Source organism: Tenacibaculum pacificus, assembly GCF_027941775.1.
GTDB lineage: Bacteria > Bacteroidota > Bacteroidia > Flavobacteriales > Flavobacteriaceae > Polaribacter > Polaribacter pacificus_A.
The window spans coordinates 318011-337971 of the sequence record NZ_CP115917.1; the positions used below are offsets into that span (position 1 = coordinate 318011).

At 28.6% G+C, this 19961-nt stretch carries 19 protein-coding genes; 14 read left to right on the top strand and 5 right to left on the bottom strand.

Going from position 1 to position 19961, the window contains the following annotated elements; genetic code table 11:
• Nucleotides 1-196 precede the first annotated feature (196 nt).
• The 11 genes from lysM (at nucleotide 197) to PG913_RS12980 (ending at nucleotide 10872) form a co-directional block, all read left to right on the top strand.
• The gene (gene lysM / locus PG913_RS01355) at nucleotides 197-682 is read left to right on the top strand and encodes a peptidoglycan-binding protein LysM (protein WP_271231285.1); all 486 of its coding nucleotides are present in this window, start codon (nucleotides 197-199) and stop codon (nucleotides 680-682) included.
• A 161-nt stretch (nucleotides 683-843) separates the two neighbouring features.
• Nucleotides 844-1710, top strand: a complete 867-nt coding sequence (locus tag PG913_RS01360) for a YicC/YloC family endoribonuclease (protein ID WP_271231286.1) — start codon at nucleotides 844-846, stop codon at nucleotides 1708-1710.
• A 1-nt stretch (nucleotide 1711) separates the two neighbouring features.
• Complete coding sequence (gmk, locus tag PG913_RS01365; RefSeq protein ID WP_271231287.1) at nucleotides 1712-2296, top strand: guanylate kinase; 585 nt, start codon at nucleotides 1712-1714, stop codon at nucleotides 2294-2296.
• Nucleotides 2297-2336: 40 nt separating this feature from the next.
• Nucleotides 2337-2933 carry a nicotinate (nicotinamide) nucleotide adenylyltransferase gene (nadD, locus tag PG913_RS01370; protein ID WP_271231288.1) on the top strand — a complete coding sequence of 199 codons (597 nt, stop codon included), beginning with the start codon at nucleotides 2337-2339 and terminating at the stop codon, nucleotides 2931-2933.
• Nucleotides 2934-3214: 281 nt separating this feature from the next.
• The gene (locus PG913_RS01375; RefSeq protein ID WP_271231289.1) at nucleotides 3215-4078 is read left to right on the top strand and encodes a M23 family metallopeptidase; all 864 of its coding nucleotides are present in this window, start codon (nucleotides 3215-3217) and stop codon (nucleotides 4076-4078) included.
• Nucleotides 4079-4162: 84 nt separating this feature from the next.
• Entirely contained in the window at nucleotides 4163-5656 is a 1494-nt protein-coding gene (locus PG913_RS01380) for a GH3 auxin-responsive promoter family protein (RefSeq protein ID WP_271231290.1), read from the top strand.
• Between the two features lie 8 nt (nucleotides 5657-5664).
• On the top strand, nucleotides 5665-7371 hold the full coding sequence (locus PG913_RS01385; protein WP_271231291.1) for a tetratricopeptide repeat-containing sensor histidine kinase: 1707 nt from the start codon (nucleotides 5665-5667) through the stop codon (nucleotides 7369-7371).
• A gap of 136 nt (nucleotides 7372-7507) precedes the next feature.
• Nucleotides 7508-7786, top strand: coding sequence for a response regulator (locus tag PG913_RS01390; protein ID WP_271231292.1), 279 nt, complete (start codon nucleotides 7508-7510; stop codon nucleotides 7784-7786).
• An 86-nt stretch (nucleotides 7787-7872) separates the two neighbouring features.
• Nucleotides 7873-9579 (top strand): tetratricopeptide repeat-containing sensor histidine kinase, encoded by a 1707-nt coding sequence (locus tag PG913_RS01395; protein ID WP_271231293.1) that lies wholly within the window; start codon nucleotides 7873-7875, stop codon nucleotides 9577-9579.
• A 91-nt stretch (nucleotides 9580-9670) separates the two neighbouring features.
• The gene (locus PG913_RS01400; protein ID WP_271231294.1) at nucleotides 9671-10417 is read left to right on the top strand and encodes a LytR/AlgR family response regulator transcription factor; all 747 of its coding nucleotides are present in this window, start codon (nucleotides 9671-9673) and stop codon (nucleotides 10415-10417) included.
• Nucleotides 10418-10779: 362 nt separating this feature from the next.
• Complete coding sequence (locus PG913_RS12980) at nucleotides 10780-10872, top strand: LytTR family transcriptional regulator DNA-binding domain-containing protein (RefSeq protein ID WP_408648501.1); 93 nt, start codon at nucleotides 10780-10782, stop codon at nucleotides 10870-10872.
• A 285-nt stretch (nucleotides 10873-11157) separates the two neighbouring features.
• Here the strand turns inward: PG913_RS12980 and PG913_RS01405 are convergent, their stop codons facing one another.
• The 4 genes from PG913_RS01405 to PG913_RS01420 all read right to left on the bottom strand — a co-directional run bounded on the left by PG913_RS01405 (nucleotide 11158) and on the right by PG913_RS01420 (nucleotide 14249).
• On the bottom strand, nucleotides 11158-12648 hold the full coding sequence (locus tag PG913_RS01405) for a S41 family peptidase (RefSeq protein ID WP_271231295.1): 1491 nt from the start codon (nucleotides 12646-12648) through the stop codon (nucleotides 11158-11160).
• Between the two features lie 62 nt (nucleotides 12649-12710).
• Entirely contained in the window at nucleotides 12711-13136 is a 426-nt protein-coding gene (locus PG913_RS01410) for a deoxycytidylate deaminase (protein WP_271232110.1), read from the bottom strand.
• Between the two features lie 57 nt (nucleotides 13137-13193).
• Nucleotides 13194-13757, bottom strand: coding sequence for a HupE/UreJ family protein (locus tag PG913_RS01415; protein ID WP_333780807.1), 564 nt, complete (start codon nucleotides 13755-13757; stop codon nucleotides 13194-13196).
• Between the two features lie 30 nt (nucleotides 13758-13787).
• Nucleotides 13788-14249 (bottom strand): Lrp/AsnC ligand binding domain-containing protein, encoded by a 462-nt coding sequence (locus tag PG913_RS01420; protein ID WP_058885880.1) that lies wholly within the window; start codon nucleotides 14247-14249, stop codon nucleotides 13788-13790.
• 269 nt (nucleotides 14250-14518) lie between these two features.
• Between PG913_RS01420 and PG913_RS01425 the strand changes: the two genes are divergently transcribed.
• Nucleotides 14519-14956, top strand: a complete 438-nt coding sequence (locus tag PG913_RS01425) for a LexA family protein (RefSeq protein ID WP_271231296.1) — start codon at nucleotides 14519-14521, stop codon at nucleotides 14954-14956.
• A gap of 53 nt (nucleotides 14957-15009) precedes the next feature.
• On the opposite strand, the gene PG913_RS01430 is transcribed toward PG913_RS01425, so the two are convergent.
• Nucleotides 15010-15420, bottom strand: coding sequence for a BrxA/BrxB family bacilliredoxin (locus tag PG913_RS01430; protein WP_271231297.1), 411 nt, complete (start codon nucleotides 15418-15420; stop codon nucleotides 15010-15012).
• Nucleotides 15421-15689: 269 nt separating this feature from the next.
• On the opposite strand from PG913_RS01430, the gene PG913_RS01435 reads away from it, so the two are divergent.
• Together PG913_RS01435 and ileS are read left to right on the top strand one after the other, a co-directional pair.
• Complete coding sequence (locus tag PG913_RS01435; RefSeq protein ID WP_271231298.1) at nucleotides 15690-16448, top strand: TerB family tellurite resistance protein; 759 nt, start codon at nucleotides 15690-15692, stop codon at nucleotides 16446-16448.
• Between the two features lie 111 nt (nucleotides 16449-16559).
• Nucleotides 16560-19958, top strand: coding sequence for an isoleucine--tRNA ligase (gene ileS, locus PG913_RS01440; RefSeq protein WP_271231299.1), 3399 nt, complete (start codon nucleotides 16560-16562; stop codon nucleotides 19956-19958).
• Nucleotides 19959-19961: the final 3 nt, after the last annotated feature.

Consider the following 19961-nt stretch of genomic DNA (forward strand, 5'->3'; position numbering starts at 1 on the left):
TCTGAAGTTGTTTTTTGAAAAAAAATATGTTAAAAGTCATAATTTTAATGCTTTACAATGCTGAGGTTTATATTAATATCAAAAAATGTTATTAATTTTTAATATTTTTTTTAGATAAAAATAAAAAATGGCGTAAAAATTGTATATTAGTAATCAGAAAGTAATAGTATTAATCAATAAAAAAATCAAAAAGAAAATGGGAATTTTTTCATTTATTAAAAATGCTGGTGCCAAAGTATTTGGTGTAGGAAAAACAACTGAAGAAGAAGCTGCTGAAAAATCTGCTAAATTAGTAGATGCAGTTAATACTTTAGAATTACCTGTTGAAAATTTAGCAATTACTATTGACGAAGATAAAGCTACTATTTCTGGTGAAGCTTCTGATTTAGCAACTAAAGAAAAAGTGATTTTAGTGGTAGGAAATACCAATGGAATCGGTTCAGTAGAAGATAATATGACAGTTGCACCTGTTGTAGTTGCTGAAGAGGAAGAAGTTGTTGAAGAGATAATGGCTCAGTTTCACACAGTAGTAGGTGGTGATACTTTAGGTAAAATTTCAAAAGAATTTTATGGTGATGCCATGAAATATACAGTGATTTTTGAAGCAAATAAACCAATGTTATCTCATCCTGATAAAATTTATCCAGGGCAAGTATTAAGAGTACCTGCTTTAGTAGATTAATTAGAAATAATTTACAAAATTAAAATTTAAATTAAGAAAAAGCACTGTGTTTACAGTGCTTTTTTTGTGTTTAAAATATCTTTCGGCATGCTTTTTTGCTAATCAAACAGCTAGTTGTTAAAAATAAATAACAGTATCTTTGTGTTTACTAAATTTATGATATGATACAATCTATGACGGGTTATGGTAAATCCGTATTACATTTACCTTCTAAGAAAGTAACTATTGAAATTAAATCTCTTAATAGTAAAAATTTAGACTTAAATACAAGAATACCTTCTTATTACAGAGAAAAAGAATTAGCCGTTCGTAAGAAATTAGCAAGTCATTTAGTAAGAGGGAAAATCGATTTTTCTATCTATGTAGAAACGACTTCTGATGAAACATTAACAACTGTAAATAAATCAGTAGTTGCAAATTACGTAGCGCAGTTAAAAAATGCAATGCCTATTTCTGATAATCAGGAAATTGAATTATTAAAGATGGCTGTTAGAATGCCTGATGCTTTAAAAACAGAACGTGAAGAGTTAGACGAAAATGAATGGACTCAAATTGCTGTTCATATCGATGAAGCTTTACAAGAAATTATTGCTTACAGAACTGATGAAGCTAAATCGTTAGAAGAAGATTTTCAATTAAGAATTGCAAATATTCAATCAGCTTTAGAAGAAGTTAAAAAATTAGACGGTGAAAGAATTGCAAACGTAAAAGAGCGTTTACAAAAAGCTTTAACCGATTTAAAAGTTGAGGTTGATGAGAATCGTTTTGAGCAAGAATTAATCTATTATCTAGAAAAATTAGATATCAACGAAGAAAAAGTTCGTTTAGGAAATCATTTATTATATTTCTTAGATCAATTGGCAACAGATGATTCTAATGGAAAAAAATTAGGATTTATCGTTCAAGAAATTGGAAGAGAAGTAAATACTATGGGGTCGAAAGCTAATTTTGCAGTGATGCAAAAAATAGTTATCCAAATGAAAGACGAACTAGAAAAAATAAAAGAACAAATTTTAAACGTTTTATAAAATGGCAGAAGATTTTAAAGGAAAATTATTTGTGTTTTCAGCACCTTCAGGATCAGGTAAAACAACTATTGTTCGTCATTTATTACAACAAGAAAAACTTAGTTTAGCTTTTTCAATTTCGGCAGCTTCTAGAGAACCAAGAGGTTTTGAGGTTGATGGAGAAGATTATTATTTCATATCTAAAGAAGATTTCAAAAATAAAATTGAAGCTGATGAATTTTTAGAGTGGGAGGAAGTGTACACCGATAATTTTTACGGAACTTTAAAAACCGAAATCGAACGTATTTGGGGCTTAAATAAACACGTTGTTTTTGATATTGATGTTATTGGAGGATTACGTATCAAAAGTAAATTCCCTGAAGAAACTTTATCAATTTTTGTGCAACCGCCAAGTATTGAAGAGCTTAAAAATCGCTTAAATAAAAGAAGTACCGAAAGCGAAGAAAAAATTAATATGCGTATTGCTAAAGCATCTGTAGAATTAGCAAAAGCAACAGAATTTGATAAAATTATCAAAAATGATAAATTGGAAGTTGCTTTAGAAGAAGCTGAAAATTTAGTAGGTAATTTTTTAGGATTAAATTAAAGAAGCAAAATAAACGTAATTATATTTTTAAAAAAGGGTTATGGAAAATTTCAGAAAAAATATCGGATTGTATTTTGGAACTTTTAATCCCATTCATATAGGTCATTTAATTATTGCCAATCACATGGTCGAAAATTCTGACTTAGATGAAATTTGGATGGTTGTAACACCGCATAACCCATTTAAAAAGAAAAGCTCGTTACTTGATAATCACCATCGTTTAGACATGGTGTATTTGGCGACCGAAGGTTACGATAAAATTCAACCTTCTGATATTGAATTTAATTTGCCTCAGCCAAATTATACTATAAATACATTAACACATATATCTGAAAAACATCCTAATTATAAATTTAACTTAATTATGGGCGAAGACAATTTAAAAAGCTTTCATAAATGGCGAAATTATGAAGCTATTTTAGATGATTATAATGTATATGTATATCCTCGAATTTCAGAAGGAGTTGTTGAAAATCAATTTACAGAACACCTTAAAATTCATAGAGTTGCTGCGCCAATTGTAGAAATATCATCTACAATGGTACGTAATAGCATCAAAAATGAAAAAAATATTCAGCCTTTATTATCGTCTAAAGTTTTTGATTATATCGATAAAATGAATTTCTATAGAAAATAATTTATCAATTTAAAGATTTTTTTTAGAAGCAATTTCCCGCTTTCCGCACTCGCTTTTTTTTGAAGAAAAATCAAAAAAAGAGCTCAAACAAATGCTTCAATCGGGGCTAGGCATTTTTACTAATCTATATAAAAAGGGTTTAATAAATTTATTAAATCATTTTTTTTTGTTAAAAAACAGTGAAAATGTTAAAAATACGTTATATTGTATGAAGTCTATTTTATCTAAAAATAGTTTCGAAAAATTTTCGTTGTATCTTTGAGTTTCAAACTTGTAGTAACGTGGCTAAAAATCAAAAAAAGCGAAAGCTTAAACAAAAACTTGTAGATAAATACCGATTGGTAATTTTAAATGAAGATACTTTTCAAGAAAAATTCTCTTTAAAATTATCTCGCTTAAATGTATTTGTTTTTGGCGGTATTTTTTCAATATTGCTAATTGTATTTACAACTTTATTAATAGCATTTACAGGCTTACGAGAGTATATTCCAGGGTATTCTTCTAGTTCTTTAAAACGAAAAGCAACTCGATTAATATATCAAACAGATTCTTTAAAAACTCGATTGGCAGTTATAGAGCGTTTTACAAAAGCACTCCGACCTGTTTTAACAGGCGAAATAAGTCCTGATAAAATAGATTCTATCAAAATAGATGCTCAAAACATAGCTATTGATACCCGAAAATTAGCAGCAACAAAAGAAGATTCTTTATTTAGAGAAAAAATTGAAGGTAAAGACCGTTTTCCTTTATCTGAAAGTGCAGAAGGAAGGGCTAAAGTTGTTTTCTTTTCGCCTTTAACAGGTAATATTTCACAAGTTTTTAATACCAACGATAAACATTATGCAATTGATATTGTAGCTAAAAAAGGTACACCTGTAAAAGTAATTGCAGATGGAACAGTTATTTTAGCCGAATGGACAGCAGAAACAGGTTATGTAATAATGATACAACATCCTGATGAATTTATATCGGTTTATAAGCACAACGGACAATTATTGAAACAACAAGGTGAACTTGTAAAATCAGGAGAAGCAATTGCAAGTGTAGGTTCTACTGGCGAGTTATCTACAGGACCCCATTTACACTTTGAATTATGGAATAATGGATTTCCTGTAAATCCAACAGATTATATAGATTTTCAATAGTTTTAAAAAAATAATAATAAAACAGCATTTTAACTTTTGTTTTCAAACAGAGGTATTCTGTTTTTATTTCTAAAATAGTTAAAAATGAGCATCAAATCGAAATTAGCAAAACCTTTTGCAAAGCAAGTACGAAAGCGCGTTTATAAATGGGCGAACAAACCTCATGAAACACAAGAAAAAGTATTTAAGTATTTGGTTAGTGAAGGGTGTAAAACAGCTTTTGGAAAAGATCATGATTTTATTTCTATCAATACGTATGAAGATTTTAAAAAGCGTATTCCTGTAACCGATTACGAAGGTTTACGTACTTATGTTGATAGAATGGTTGCAGGTGAAGAAAATATATTATGGAAAGGCAAGCCTTTATATTTTGCAAAAACATCAGGAACTACTTCGGGTGCAAAATATATTCCGATTACCAAAGAATCAATGCCAACGCATATAAAAGCAGCGCGTAACGCGTTGTTATTTTATATTACTGAAACAAACGATGCTAGTTTTGTTGATGGTAAAATGATTTTTTTACAAGGAAGCCCTGTTTTAGAAGATTTGAACGGTATAAAATTAGGTCGATTGAGTGGAATAGCAGCTCATTATGTACCTAATTATCTATTAAAAAATAGGTTGCCAAGTTGGGAAACCAATTGTATTGAAGATTGGGATACAAAGGTTAATAAAGTAGTAGAAGAAACTATTAATCAAGATATGTCTGTTATTAGCGGAATTCCGTCTTGGGTACAAATGTATTTTGAAAAATTAATAGCCAAAACAGGAAAACCTATTTCAGAAACATTTCCGAATTTTAATTTTTTCGTGTACGGAGGTGTAAATTTTGAACCGTATAAAAATAAGTTTGAAGCCTTAATTGGAAAAAAAGTCGATTATATAGAATTATATCCAGCTTCGGAAGGATTTATTGCTTATCAAGATTCGCAAACCGAAAAAGGAATGTTATTACAGTTGAACTCAGGCATTTTTTATGAGTTTATTCCTGCAACGGAATTTTATGATGAAAATCCAACACGTATTTCTTTAAAAGATGTGAAATTAGGTGTTAATTATGTCATCATTTTAAATACTTCGGCAGGTCTTTGGGGATATAATATTGGCGATACTGTTGAGTTTACATCACTTAAACCATATAGAATAAAAGTTACAGGACGTATTAAACATTTTATTTCTGCCTTTGGCGAACATGTAATTGGTAAGGAGGTTGAAAAGGCTTTAAACGATGCAATTATAGGAACAGACATAAATATAAGTGAGTTTACAGTTGCGCCACAGGTTACTCCAGAAAGCGGTTTACCATATCATGAATGGTTTATTGAGTTTGAAAATGAACCTGATAATTTAGCCGAATTAGCAGCTAAAATCGATGTCTCTATGCAAAATCAAAATGTTTATTATTTCGATTTAATTGCAGGTAAAATATTACAACCGCTTATTATTAGAAAAGTAAAAAAAGGTGGTTTTAATGAATATATGAAATCAATTGGAAAGTTTGGCGGACAAAATAAAATCCCACAATTATCAGACAATCGAAAAATTGCCGAAGTCTTAAAAAACTTTTTAGTGTAGTTTTTACTATGGATAATAAATACGTGTTTTTTATTTTATTGATGTACGTAATAAATTCTTTTTCTCAAAAAGCATTAGACGATTTGAGAAATAAGACAGATTCTATTTGCAGAAAAGTTCAAATAAAATCTTTTTGCAAAGTTCTTGAACTTTATAAATTAAAACAATACGATTCTTGCTATATTTATTCAAATAAAGCTTTATTAGACGTTACAACTACCAATCAAAAAGATATTATATATTATTTGCAAAGTATTAGTCCAACAGAAAAATCACTATTTAAAAAGGCACTGTTTAGCCTTGATAAAATATCAGATACAGGGCGTTTTGCTTCTTTAAAAAATTTAAGACTCGGTTATGTTTACTTAAATCAACAAAAATATGATAAATCAATTTTAAGCTTAGAGAAATGCTTATCATCTAAAGATATTATGAAAGATGTTGAGCAAAGATCAATGATCTATCATAATTTAGCAGCATGTTATTTTTATAAAAAAGACTTTAAAGAAGCTACTTTTTATTATGATAAACAGCTTTCTTTAATTCAAAAAAATGATACCACTTCTTTGATTAAATTAAAAATGGGAATGGCATATATGTATTATGATCAATATTTAGACAAACAAGCGATTCCCTTATTTAAAGAAAGTTATAATTTATCACAATTGCATACTGATATCGTATTAAAGGAAAGCACTGCTTTTAGTATGGCCGTGGTAGAAGAAAATAGAAAACGCTATAAAAAAAGTGTTAAGTATTATAAAGAAAGTAATCGCTGGAAAGATTCTATTTGGAATAAAGAGAAAATTTGGGAAATTACCGAAAGAGATAAAAAAATTGCCATTGCTTATAAACAGCAAGAAATAGGAATTAAAAATGAAGAAATAAAACGACAAAAAATAGTTCAAAAAGGGTTGGTTTTTGGCGGAATTTTATTATTATTTCTTTTAGGTGTTTTAGGTTTTATCTATAAAAAATTACGAAATAATAATAAACTAATTATATTACAAAAGGAGGCTTTAAGTACGGCTAATAAAACAAAAGATTATTTATTTTCGGTCGTTTCACACGATTTACGATCGCCTATAAATACTATAAAAAGACAGCATAAAAAATTAGAAAAACATATTGAAAATAAAGATTTACCTGCAATTAAACAAGCAACTCAAGTAGCTATTTCGGTTACACAAAGTACGAGTCGTTTATTGGATAATGTATTATATTGGTCGCTAGATCAAAGTAATATTTTAAGTTTTATTCCCGAAAAAAATGCCTTACACCCAATAATAGAACATCTTTTGTTTGATTATGAAAATTTACTAAGTGTTAAAGATATTTCTATTTTAAGTGATTTAGAAACAGGTATATTTGGTTTAATAGATAAAGAATCTTTAAAAATTGTACTGCGAAACTTAATAGATAATTCGATGAAATACATGAAAGGTTCAGGAAGTATTTCGATTAAAATGAAAATGTATTCAGAAAACCAAGCATCGATTGAAATTAAAGATACAGGAATTGGGATTTCACCAGAAAAACTTAAAGAAATAAATTCTTTGAAAAATTTATCTATAACTAAAATAGACCATTCAAAAGGAGTTGGATTGGGCTTATTATTGTGTCAAACATTGATTAAAAAAAATAAAGGAACTTTGTTTTTTGAAAGTAAGCAAGGAACTTATACAAAGGCTATTATTTTATTGCCTTTAGCGTAGTTATTAGACTAGAAATTAGTTTGTTTAGTTCTTTTTTAATCTGAATTAACTTATAAAATAAGTATCTTTGTAGATTAAAAAGCTATAAAAGATGAATAATTTATGGCCACTTCTATTAGAAGATTTAGACTAAGAAGTGAAAGGGGTAATAAGTTTATCAGAGGCACGTGATTATGAAATTATTCATGTAAAAAATACTAGAGATTCTGAAAAAGAACTAAAAAACCGTTTTTTTGACATAATTCTTTTATATATTATGATTGATGGAGAATCACGAGGTATTTCGTTAGCACACAGATTAAATAAAGAACATATTGAAATGCCTTTTTTGTTTTTAACAAGTATACAAAATAAAATCCCACAATTATCTGATAATCGTAAAATTGCTGACGTATTAAAATATTTTTTAGTGTAAATTACTTCAATGAATTTATAAAATTTAATAGAGTTGTTTTAAATATTCAAAATAGCTAAAAAATACGATGATTATCGCTATAAAAAATGAGTAGTAAAGGATTATTTGTTATTTTGTTTTTTTTGTCAATAAATACTTTTTCTCAAAAAGTATTACACGATTTGAGAAATAAAACAGATTCTATCTGTAATAAAGTTCAAATAAAATCATTTTGCAAAGTTCTTGAATTTTATAAATTAAAACAATACGATTCTTGCTATATTTATTCAAATAAAGCATTGTTAGATGTTACTACTACTAATCAAAAAGATATTATATATTATTTGAAAAGTATTAGTCCAATGGAAAAATTATTGTTCAAAAAATCACTTTTTAGTCTTCAAAGAATATCAGATACAGGGCGTTTTGCTTCTTTAAAAAATTTAAAAATAGGTTATGTTTATTTAAATCAGCAAAAATATGATAAATCAATTTTAAGCTTAGAGAAATGTTTATCATCTAAAGATATTATGAAAAATGTTAAACAAAGATCAGTAATTTATCATAATTTAGCGATATGTTATTTATCTAAAAGTAATTTTAAAAAAGCTACTTTTTTCTTTGATAAACAACTTTCTTTAATAAAAAAAACAGATACTTCTTTTATAATTTTAGCAAAAACAGGAATGGCTAATATATATTATCAACAATATATGGATAGTCAAGCAATTCCTTTATTTAAAGAATGCTACGATTTGTCGCTATTATATCGAGATTTTAAATTTAAGGAAAGCACTGCTTTTAATATGGCTGTGGTAGAAGAGAATAGAAAACGTTATAAAAAAAGTGTTAAGTATTATAAAGAAAGTAATCGCTGGAAAGATTCTATTTGGAATAGAGATAAAATTTGGGAACTTATTGAACGAGATAAAAAAAATGTAGTTGCTTATAAACAGCAAGAAATTCGAATTAAAAATGAAGAAATAAAACGTCAAAAAATAGTTCAAAAAGGATTGATTCTTGGCGGAAGTTTATTATTATTTCTTTTAGGGGGTTTAGGCTTTATCTATAAAAAATTAAGAAATAATAATAAATTAATTATAGCGCAAAAGGAGGCTTTAAGTGTGGCTAATAAAACAAAAAATCATTTATTTTCGGTAGTTTCACACGACTTACGATCGCCTATAAATACGATAAAAAGACAGCATAAAAAACTAGAAAAACACATTGAAAATAACGATTTACCTGCAATTATAGAAGCAACTCAAGTAGCTATTTCTGTTACACAAAGTACGAGTCGTTTATTAGATAATGTATTATATTGGTCGCTAGATCAAAGTAATATTTTAAGTTTTATTCCCGAAAAAAATGCCTTACACCCAATAATAGAACATCTTTTATTTGATTATAAAAATTTAGTAAGTGTTAAAGATATTTCTATTTCAAGTGATTTAGAAACAGGGATATTTGTTTTAATAGATAAAGAATCTTTAAAAATTGTACTGCGAAACTTAATAGATAATTCGATGAAATACATGAAAGGTTCAGGAACTATTTCAGTTAAACTGAAAATGTATTCAGAGAACGAAGCATCGATTGAAATTAAAGATACTGGAATTGGAATTTCACCAGAAAAGCTCAAAGAAATTAACGGGTTAAAAGATTTATCCGTAGCTAAAATAGATCATTCAAAAGGCGTTGGATTGGGTTTATTATTGTGTCAAACATTAATTAAAAAAAATAAAGGAACTTTGTTTTTTGAAAGTAAGCAAGGAACTTATACAAAGGCTGTTGTTTTATTGCCTTTAGTGTAGTTATTAGTCTATAAATTAGTTTGTTTAGTTTTTTAAAAACATGAATTAATTTATAAAATAAGTATCTTCGTAAGTTAAAAAGCTATAAAAGATGAATAATTTACGACTACTTCTATTAGAAGATTTAGACGAAGAGGCTACAGAAATAATAAACTTATTAGAACAACATAATTATGAAGTTATTCATGTAAAAAATACTAAAGATGCTGAAAAAGAGATAAAAAATAGTTTTTTTGATATTATTCTTCTTGATATTATGATTGATGGAGAACCGCGAGGTATTTCGTTAGCACACAGATTAAATAAAGAACATATTGAAATACCTTTTTTATTTTTAACAAGCATACAAAGTAAAGTGGTGTTTAATGAAGCTAAACTTACAAAACCATATACTTATTTATTAAAACCATTTAATAAATTAGAGTTATTATACTCTTTAGAGTTAGCTTTGGAAAAATTTTATGAACAGGAAAATAACAGCAGTTTAAGTGATGAAAAAGCGATTATTACACCTTCCTTTTTATTTGTTAAAAAAAATAAAGGTATTGTAAAAGTTGATATAAAAACAATTTTTTATGTAGAAGTTGAAGAAAAATACTGCCGACTTGTTTGTGATCAAGATCAGGAGTATATGATTCGATTATCGTTAACAAAAATAAAAGAATTACTTGGCGATACTTATTTTGTTCAAACTCACCGAAATTATTTGGTTAATCTAAAGAGAATTCAAGCACTTTATTTTGAAGATAATTTATTGATTTTAAATAATAATCATAAAATATTATTTAGTGATCGTTTTAAAAAGCAATTTTTGAAAAATAATAAAGTTTTTAGGTAAAAACAGCTATATTACTAGTTCTAAATTGAAGTTAATAACTTTTCATTTTAAAGTATAAAAAAAGAAGTAAAAAACATATTATCTAGCCCCCCCAGAGTTTGATTTTATGCTAATTACCTCTTTTATTTTTCGAAGATTTGAGTTAAAAATCCCATTATTTATTTTTAACCTACTGCAAATATATGGTGTACTTACAAGTAATTTTTTTTATTGTCTCTTAGTGCTTAAAAATAGGAGGTAAGTGTATTTTAAATTGGTATAAGTGTGTGTTTTTAATTGATAAAATAGGATTTTAAAAAGGGTTATTCTTAAATTATATTAATATAAAAGTAATCGTAAATTATTTTTTCTCTAGTTGAATCATTTTTTTTACTCAAACCCACCGAAATTATTTGGTTAATCTAAAGAGAATTCAAGCACTTTATTTTGAAGATAATTTAGGCTTTAAAGTATAAAAAAAAGAAGTAAAAAAACATATTATCTAACTTACTGATAGCTTGACTTTATGTTTATTACCTCTTTTTTTTCGAATACTTGAGCTAAAAATCCTATTATTTATTCTTAACCTGTTGCAAATATATTGTGTACTTACAAGTAGTTTTTTTTATTGTCTCTTAGTGCTTAAAAATAGGAGGTAAGTGTGTTTTAAATTGGTATAAGTGTATTTTTTTTGATAAAATATCATTTGAAAAAGGGGTATTTCTACATATAAATTATATTAATATACAAGTAAGCTTAAATTACTCTATTTCTAGTTCAAATACTTTTTGAAGCATTTTATCATCAATCTGATTTACTTTATATAAACCTTCATCACTAAAAAGTTCTCTAGCAATTAAAGTTTTTAAGTTTTGTTTTAATTGTTCTTTAATTTTTGATGAAAGTTTATAGCCTTCAAGTTTTGATAAGAAATCATTAAAAATACTGTTATCTACATCAAAATTTTTGATAAAGTCGTTTACATTAACCGTTTCTAACTTTTTACGATTAGTATCTACATAATTAAAAGCAAAGTTATTTAAAGGTCTGAAAAATATACTAGGAACATAAGTAGTCGTATCTACAGCAACAAAATAATCAGGAATAATACCACCACCACCATAAACGATTTTACCTTTTGGAGTGGTAAATTTTAAACTATCAATAGTTTTTATGCTGTCTTTATTAAATAATTCACCGCTTGAATATCTATTTTCGATATCGTTAGCATATGTTTTATTTGATTTGCTTTTATCATAAGTTTTTTGAATAGATCGCCCTGTTGGAGTGTAGTAACGAGCCGTTGTTAAACGAACTGCAGAACCATCGCCTAAATCCATTTCTTGTTGAACTAATCCTTTTCCAAAAGAACGACGACCAATAATTATTCCTTTATCGTTATCTTGTAAAGCACCAGCAACAATTTCTGAAGCAGAAGCAGAGTTTTCATCAATTAAAACATATAAACCACCTTTTTCAAAACTCCCTTTATCTGTGGCAAATGATTTGTTAATGTCTCCTTTATTATTTTTAGTGAATACAATTAATTTTTCATCTTCTAAAAATTCATCAATAATACTGTTTGCAATATCAATAAAACCACCACCATTTCCACGAAGATCAAGTACTAAATCTGTCACGTTATTCTTTTTAAGAGTATCTAAAGATGTTTTAAATTCTCTATAAGAATTACGAGCAAAACGATTTAATTTTATATAACCAATACTGTCATTTAGCATATAAGCGATATCAACACTTTTAATATTTACTTTATCTCTTGTTATGTTTACATCAAAAATACTATCGATTGTTTTTCTGTAAATTTGTAGCGTAACATTTGTTTTTGGTTTGCCTTTTAAGGCTTTCATTATTTTAGAAGTTTCTAATTTTTTTCCATACAAAGTGTCTTTGTCAGCTAATAAAATTCTATCACCAGCTTTAATTCCTTTTTTTATACTAGGTCCTCCTTTAATAGGTGAAATAACAGTAATTGTATCACCAATCATGCGAAACTGCACACCGATTCCAACAAAATTACCTTGCATATTTTCGGTAACTAATTGAAGATTTTCTTTAGGGATATATACCGAATGTGGATCTAATTTCCCAAGCATTTGTGTAATAGCACCATCTAATAAATCATCAGTATTTACATTGTCAACATAATCTGTTTGTATGTAGTCAATCAGCCGTTTTATTTTTTTCGGTTGATGAGTTTGTTCCGATAAAATTCGAGCTGTTTCCTTTGCCAAAAAAAGTTCCGATAAGAATACCGAAAACAACAGCTATTGATAAATAAATAGGAAAGTTATTTTTATTCATAAGGTAAATGTAAGAGTTCAATACCTGCTTTTTCTAAAAAGTCGATGCCAGAAGTATCTTTATAATCTTGGGCATATACAACTCGTTTTATACCTGCCTGATGTATTAATTTACTACATTGTTGGCAAGGAGAAAGCGTAATATATAAAGTAGCATCTTTACATGATTGTGTAGAGGCGGCAACTTTTAAAATAGCATTTGCTTCGGCATGTAAAACGTACCATTTTGTGTAGCCTTCTTCATCTTCACAATAATTTTCAAAACCAGAAGGAGTTCCGTTATAACCGTCAGAAATAATCATCCGATCTTTAACGATTATTGCGCCTACTTTTTTTCGTTTACAATGAGATAATTTTCCCCATTCTTGTGCCATATTTAAATAGGCTTTGTCGTATTTTAATTGTTTTTTACTCAAAATAATAAATTATGTGATATGCTAAGATAGTTAGATTTTAAAAGGTTATTACTTAAATTTTTACCAAAAAACACGGTTAATCATCATTTGAAAAGCAAAACCCATTACAATAGAAGATATAACTAAAATCCAATCGCGACGATTTACATTAAATATTGATTGCGTTAATGTTCCTATTAATAAAATTCCTAAGACAATAATAATTTGAGCAGCTTCTACACCGCCAGCAAATTCTAATAAAGGAATTAATTTATCAGAAGTTTTACCAATCATTATTTTAAAGTAATTTGAAAAACCAAGTCCGTGAATTAATCCGAAGAATAAAGCGAAAAATAAATTCTGATTTTCTTTTCCTACGGATGCTTTTCTGGCTGTTAATACATTCATTAAACCAGTTATGAAAATTGATAACGGAATTAAAAACTCAACCAAATCGACATCAATCTTTAATATTCCATAGGCTGATAATGCCAATGTTATAGAATGTCCGATGGTAAATAAAGTGATTAACCATAATACTTTTTTCCAGTGTATAAATTCATAAACAACAGCAAGTACAATTAAAAATAAAATATGGTCGTAGGCTTTTATATCAAGTACAATGAAATAAGCCCATTTTAAAATAGAAAATAAAGTCGTTCATTAAGGGGAAATTTAAATTTTTATTTGTCGGTCTATTTGTTGATCTAAAGAAATAAAAGTTTCTGTTCTTGAAACTCCTTTTATATTCTGAATATCCTTGTTTAGTAAATGCATTAAATCTTCATTGTTTTTACAAAGTATTTTGATGAAAATAGCATAATTACCAGTTGTATAATGACTTTCAACAACTTCAGGTATTTCTTTTAATCTTTTTATTGCTGATGAATATAAGCTAGATGAATCTAAAAAAACTCCTACAAAAGCCGTGGTATTATAGCCTAAAGCCTTCGGATTTAATACCATTTTGTATCCGTCTATTAAATCGGAAGCATCTAGTTTTCGTAATCGCTGATGAATTGCCGCTCCTGAAATTCCTACTTCTCTAGCAATACTTAAAATAGGCGTACGAGCATCAGAAACCAATCGTTTGATGATAATCTTATCAATTCCATCAATTTTTAATTTTTTAATCATACTACAAAAATAAGAAAACTTGATTAGATAATTATTTTGCTTTATTTTTAGATGTTTTTATCGATTAAATAAGTTTACAGACCTTTTATAAATTGATGTTTAATTTAAAACTTCTTTATTATTAGTAAATTAAATAAGGTTTTTAAAATAGATACGTTTAAATTAGCAGTCCCTAAAAAATATTGATAGCATATTTGGAAAGTATAAAAAGAATGTTTTATTCCAAATTATTGCATAAATATTAATGAGGATATTATTGTGAAAAAATTATGAACAGATCAAAAAAACTAACTTTTTTAGCACCTAAAGATATGACTGAAAGTAAGGGTGCAATTTTTATAGATATGGGTATTTCTGCTGGATTTCCATCACCTGTTGATGATTTTAAAGAAACTCGTATTTCATTAGATGAAGAGTTGATTAAAAATAAAGAAGCAACCTTTTTTGCAAAAGTAAGTGGACAATCAATGATTGGTGCAGGGTTAGATGATAATGATTTATTGGTGATTGATAGAAGTATTCCGCCAACAAATAACAAAATAGCCGTTTGTTTTTTAGATGGAGAATTTACCGTAAAAAGATTAAGAGTAACTAAAGATGAAGTTTGGTTACAACCCGAAAACCCTGATTATCCTGTAATTAAAATTACGGAGGAAAATAATTTTATTATTTGGGGAATTGTAACTAGTGTGATAAAAAAGGTATAACAAAAAAAATCCAGCAAATTTGCTGGATTTTTCTTTTATATTATAAATTTTGACTAGCAAAATTCATCGTAAGCTGCTGCTAAATTCTGAGCAATAGCTTGAGCTGAATGACCTTCAATATGGTGACGCTCTAAAATGTGCACTAAACTACCATCTTTAAATAAAGCAATAGCAGGAGATGATGGAGGAAAAGGTATCATCAATTCTCTAGCTCTAGCAGTAGATTCTTTTTCTACACCTGCAAAAACAGTTGTTAAGTTTGTAGGTCTTTTTTCTGCGCCTAAAGAAGCAATAGCTCCTGGTCTTGCAGTACCTGCAGCACAACCACAAACAGAGTTAACCATTACTAAAGTTGTTCCTTCTTTTGCTAATGCAGTATCAACATCTTGAGCAGTGTATAAAGCGTCAAAACCAGCATCGATTAATTGATCACGCATCGGTTTTACTAATTCTTCTGGGTACATATTTTTTGAGTTAAATAGTTTAACGCAAAGATACTTTATTTAAAAAGAAGAATCAAACCAAAACAATTACTGCTTTTTTTAGATGTATTTTATTTTAGCCCCGATTGAAGCAATTGTTTGAGCTCTTTTTTGTTTTTTTCTTCAAAAAATAAAAAAAGCGAGTGCGGAAAGCGGGAAATAGCTTCAAAATATCTTTATTATTTTTTTTAAAAGGAAATAATTATTTCAAAATGGTATTAATAGTATATTTACATCTTTAAAATTAAAAAATGGGAAAATTTGCAAAATGGCTTGGTGCCGGAGCAGGATTTACAATGGGTGGTCCAATAGGGGCTATTATAGGATTTGCTATAGGTAGTTTTATAGATGGAGTTTCTATAGAAGACTTTAGAAAAGAGCAACGAGAATATCAAGATAATACAGAACCACAAAAAAGAGGTCGTGCTACTTCTGGCGATTTTGAAATAACTTTACTGATTTTAGCTTCCGTAGTTATTAAAGCTGATGGAAGGGTTGATCAGCGAGAGTTAGACTTTGTTCGCTTACATTTTGTAGAAATGTATGGTAAAGAACGAGCGAATCATGCTTTTAAATTGTTTAGTGGTATTATCAAAAAAGAAATATCAACTCGTCAGGTTTGTATGCAAATTCGTCAGCATATGTCGCATGCTTCTCGTTTGCAATTGTTGCATTTTTTATTCGGAATTGCCAAAGCTGATGGACAAGTAACAACACTTGAAGAACAAGAAATAAGAAAAATTGCAGGTTATTTATATATTAATCAACATGATTATATTTCGATAAAAGCAATGTTTTATGAAGAGTTTGATAGCGCTTATAAAATTTTAGAAATTACAAAATCGGCTACCGATAATGAGCTTAAAAAAGCGTATCGAAAAATGGCTAAAAAATATCATCCTGATAAATTAGAAGGTTTAGGAAAAGCTCACAAAGAAGGCGCTAATGAGAAATTTCAAAAAATTCAAGCTGCTTACGAACAAATAAAAAAAGAAAGAGGTATTTCTTAAAAAGTAATTAGTTAATTATAAAGCCTTTATTTAAAGGCTTTTTTTTAATGTCAACTATTACAATTACAAGAAAATACGTAATTTCGCAAAATCAATAAATATAAAGAAAAAATGAGTACGAAGTTTACTGAATACAAAGGGCTTAACTTGCCAAATGTTGCGGATGAAATCCTAAATTATTGGAAAGAAAACAACATTTTTGAAAAAAGTATAACTACGCGTGATGATAATAAGCCGTTTATCTTTTTCGAAGGACCTCCTTCGGCAAATGGTTTACCAGGTATTCATCATGCAATGGGACGTACCATTAAAGATATTTTTTGCCGTTATAAAACTTTAAAAGGATTTCAGGTAAAGCGTAAAGCTGGTTGGGATACACATGGTTTACCTGTTGAATTAGGTGTTGAAAAAGAATTAGGAATTACCAAAGAAGATATCGGAACTAAAATTACGGTAGAAGAATACAATATTGCTTGTAAAAAAGCAGTAATGAAATATACTGATATTTGGAATACGCTTACCGAAAAAATGGGTTATTGGGTAGATATGGAAGATCCGTATGTTACTTATAAACCAAAATACATGGAAACGGTTTGGTGGTTGTTAAAGCAAATCTATAATAAAGATTTGATGTATAAAGGATATACAATTCAGCCATATTCACCAAAAGCAGGAACAGGTTTAAGTTCTCATGAGGTGAATCAGCCAGGAGCGTATCAAGATGTTACTGATACAACTGTAGTTGCTCAATTTAAAGCAATTACTGAAACTTTACCAAGTGTTTTTCAAAATGGAAATGATGTTCATATTTTAGCATGGACAACAACTCCTTGGACTTTACCAAGTAATACAGCATTAACCGTTGGAAATAAAATTGATTATGTTTTAGTAAAAACATTCAATCAATATACTTTTGAGCCTACTCAAGTAGTTTTAGGAAAACCTTTACTTGCAAAACAATTTGCAAGGAAAAAGTTTAAAGCTGTTGAAAACGAAGCTGATTTAGCAACGTATAAATCAGAAGATAAACAAATTCCTTATTTAGTAATTGCTGAATGTAAAGGTGCTGATTTAGTAGGTACTAAATATGAGCAATTATTACCATATACATTACCACATGATAATCCTGAAGAAGCTTTTAGAGTAATTTCTGGGGATTTTGTAACCACAGAAGATGGTACAGGAATTGTACACACAGCGCCAACTTTTGGAGCTGATGATGCTTTAGTTTGTAAAGATGCAGGTGTGCCACCAATGTTGGTAAAAGATGAAAATGATAATTTAGTTCCTTTAGTAGATTTACAAGGTAAATTTACCAAAGAAATGGGTGAATTTGCAGGAATGTACGTTAAAAATGAATATTATGCTGATGGAGAAGCTCCTGAACGTTCAGTAGATGTACAAATTGCCATCAAATTAAAAGAAGAAAATAAAGCCTTTAAGGTAGAAAAATATGTCCATAGTTATCCACATTGTTGGAGAACTGATAAGCCTATTTTATATTATCCGTTAGATTCTTGGTTTATTAAAGTAACGGACGTTAAAGAACGTATGCATTCTTTAAATGAAGAAATTAATTGGAAACCTGAATCAACAGGAACAGGTCGTTTTGGAAATTGGTTGAAAAATGCTAATGATTGGAACTTGTCTCGTTCTCGTTTCTGGGGAATTCCGTTGCCAGTTTGGAGAACAGAAGATGGTAAGGAAACCAAAATAGTAGGTTCTGTAGCTGAATTAAAAGAAGAAATGGCACTTGCTGTAAAAGCAGGTGTAATGACTGAAGATATTTTTGCTGATTTTGTTTCAGGAGATATGTCTGATGAAAATTATGACACTATTGATTTACATAAAAATGTAGTTGATAAAATTACATTAGTATCTGCTTCGGGTGAGCCAATGCAACGTGAATCTGATTTAATTGATGTTTGGTTCGATTCAGGTTCTATGCCGTATGCACAATGGCATTATCCGTTTGAAAATAAAGAAATAGTAGAAGAAGGTTGGAAAACTGCCGACTTTATTGCCGAAGGAGTAGACCAAACTCGTGGATGGTTTTATACTTTACACGCTATCGCAACGATGGTTTTTGATGATAAAGCTTATAAAAATGTAGTATCTAACGGATTGGTGCTAGATAAAAATGGACAAAAAATGTCGAAACGTTTAGGAAATGGAGTTGATCCGTTTACTACCTTAGATAAATATGGTCCTGATGCTACACGTTGGTACATGATTTCAAACGCAAATCCTTGGGATAATTTAAAGTTTGATTTAGATGGAATTACCGAAGTAAGTAGAAAGTTCTTTGGAACTCTTTATAATACCTATTCTTTCTTTAGTTTATACGCTAATTTAGATAACTTCAATTATAGTGAAGCTGAGGTGCCGTTAGCTGAAAGACCAGAAATTGACCGTTGGATTTTATCAGAATTAAATACACTTGTTCAAAAAGTAGATGTGTTTTATGCAGAATATGAACCAACAAAAGCAACAAGAGCAATTTCTGATTTTGTACAAGATCATTTAAGTAACTGGTATGTTCGTTTATGTAGAAGACGTTTTTGGAAAGGTGAATATGCACAAGATAAAATATCTGCATATCAAACTTTATATACGTGTATGCTTACGGTTGCTAAATTGGCATCGCCAGTAGCGCCTTTCTTTATGGATAAATTATATAAAGATTTAATAAGTACTACAAATGTTGAAGGTTTTGAAAGTGTACATTTAGCAGAATTTCCTGTTTCTAATGAGGCTTTAATTGATAAATCATTAGAGCGTCAAATGGAAAATGCACAAACGATTTCTTCTTTAGTTTTATCATTAAGAGCAAAAGAAAAAATTAAAGTACGTCAGCCATTACAAAAAATAATGATTCCTGTTTTAGATGCTACTCAAAAAGAAGAAATTTTAGCGGTTGCTGATTTAATTAAATCAGAAGTAAACGTTAAAGAAATTGAACTTTTAGATGATGCTTCTGATATTTTAGTGAAGCAAATTAAACCAAACTTTAAAGCACTTGGACCAAAGTTCGGTAAAGATATGAGGTTGGTTGCTAGTGAAATACAGAAATTTACACAAGATGATATCATTAAAATTGAAAAAGAAGGATCTATTTCTTTAGAAATTAATGATAAAATCATTATCTTAGAAACTGCTGATGTAGAAATTTCATCAAAAGATATTGAAGGTTGGTTGGTTGCAAATGCAGAAGGTTTAACCGTTGCTTTAGATGTTACTATAAATGAAGATTTACGTAAAGAAGGTGTTGCTAGAGAATTAATCAACAGAATTCAAAACGGACGTAAAGAAACAGGATTAGAAGTAACAGATAAAATTAAATTAACAATTTTAAAAACGGTCGACTTACAAGAGTCTGTAACTGCAAATGAAAATTATATAAAAGCAGAAACATTAACCAATGAATTGGTTTTTGTGGATGAATTAAATGATGGTACAGATATCGAATTTGATGCTATCAAAAGTAGAATGTTAATTGAAAAAGCATAAGTT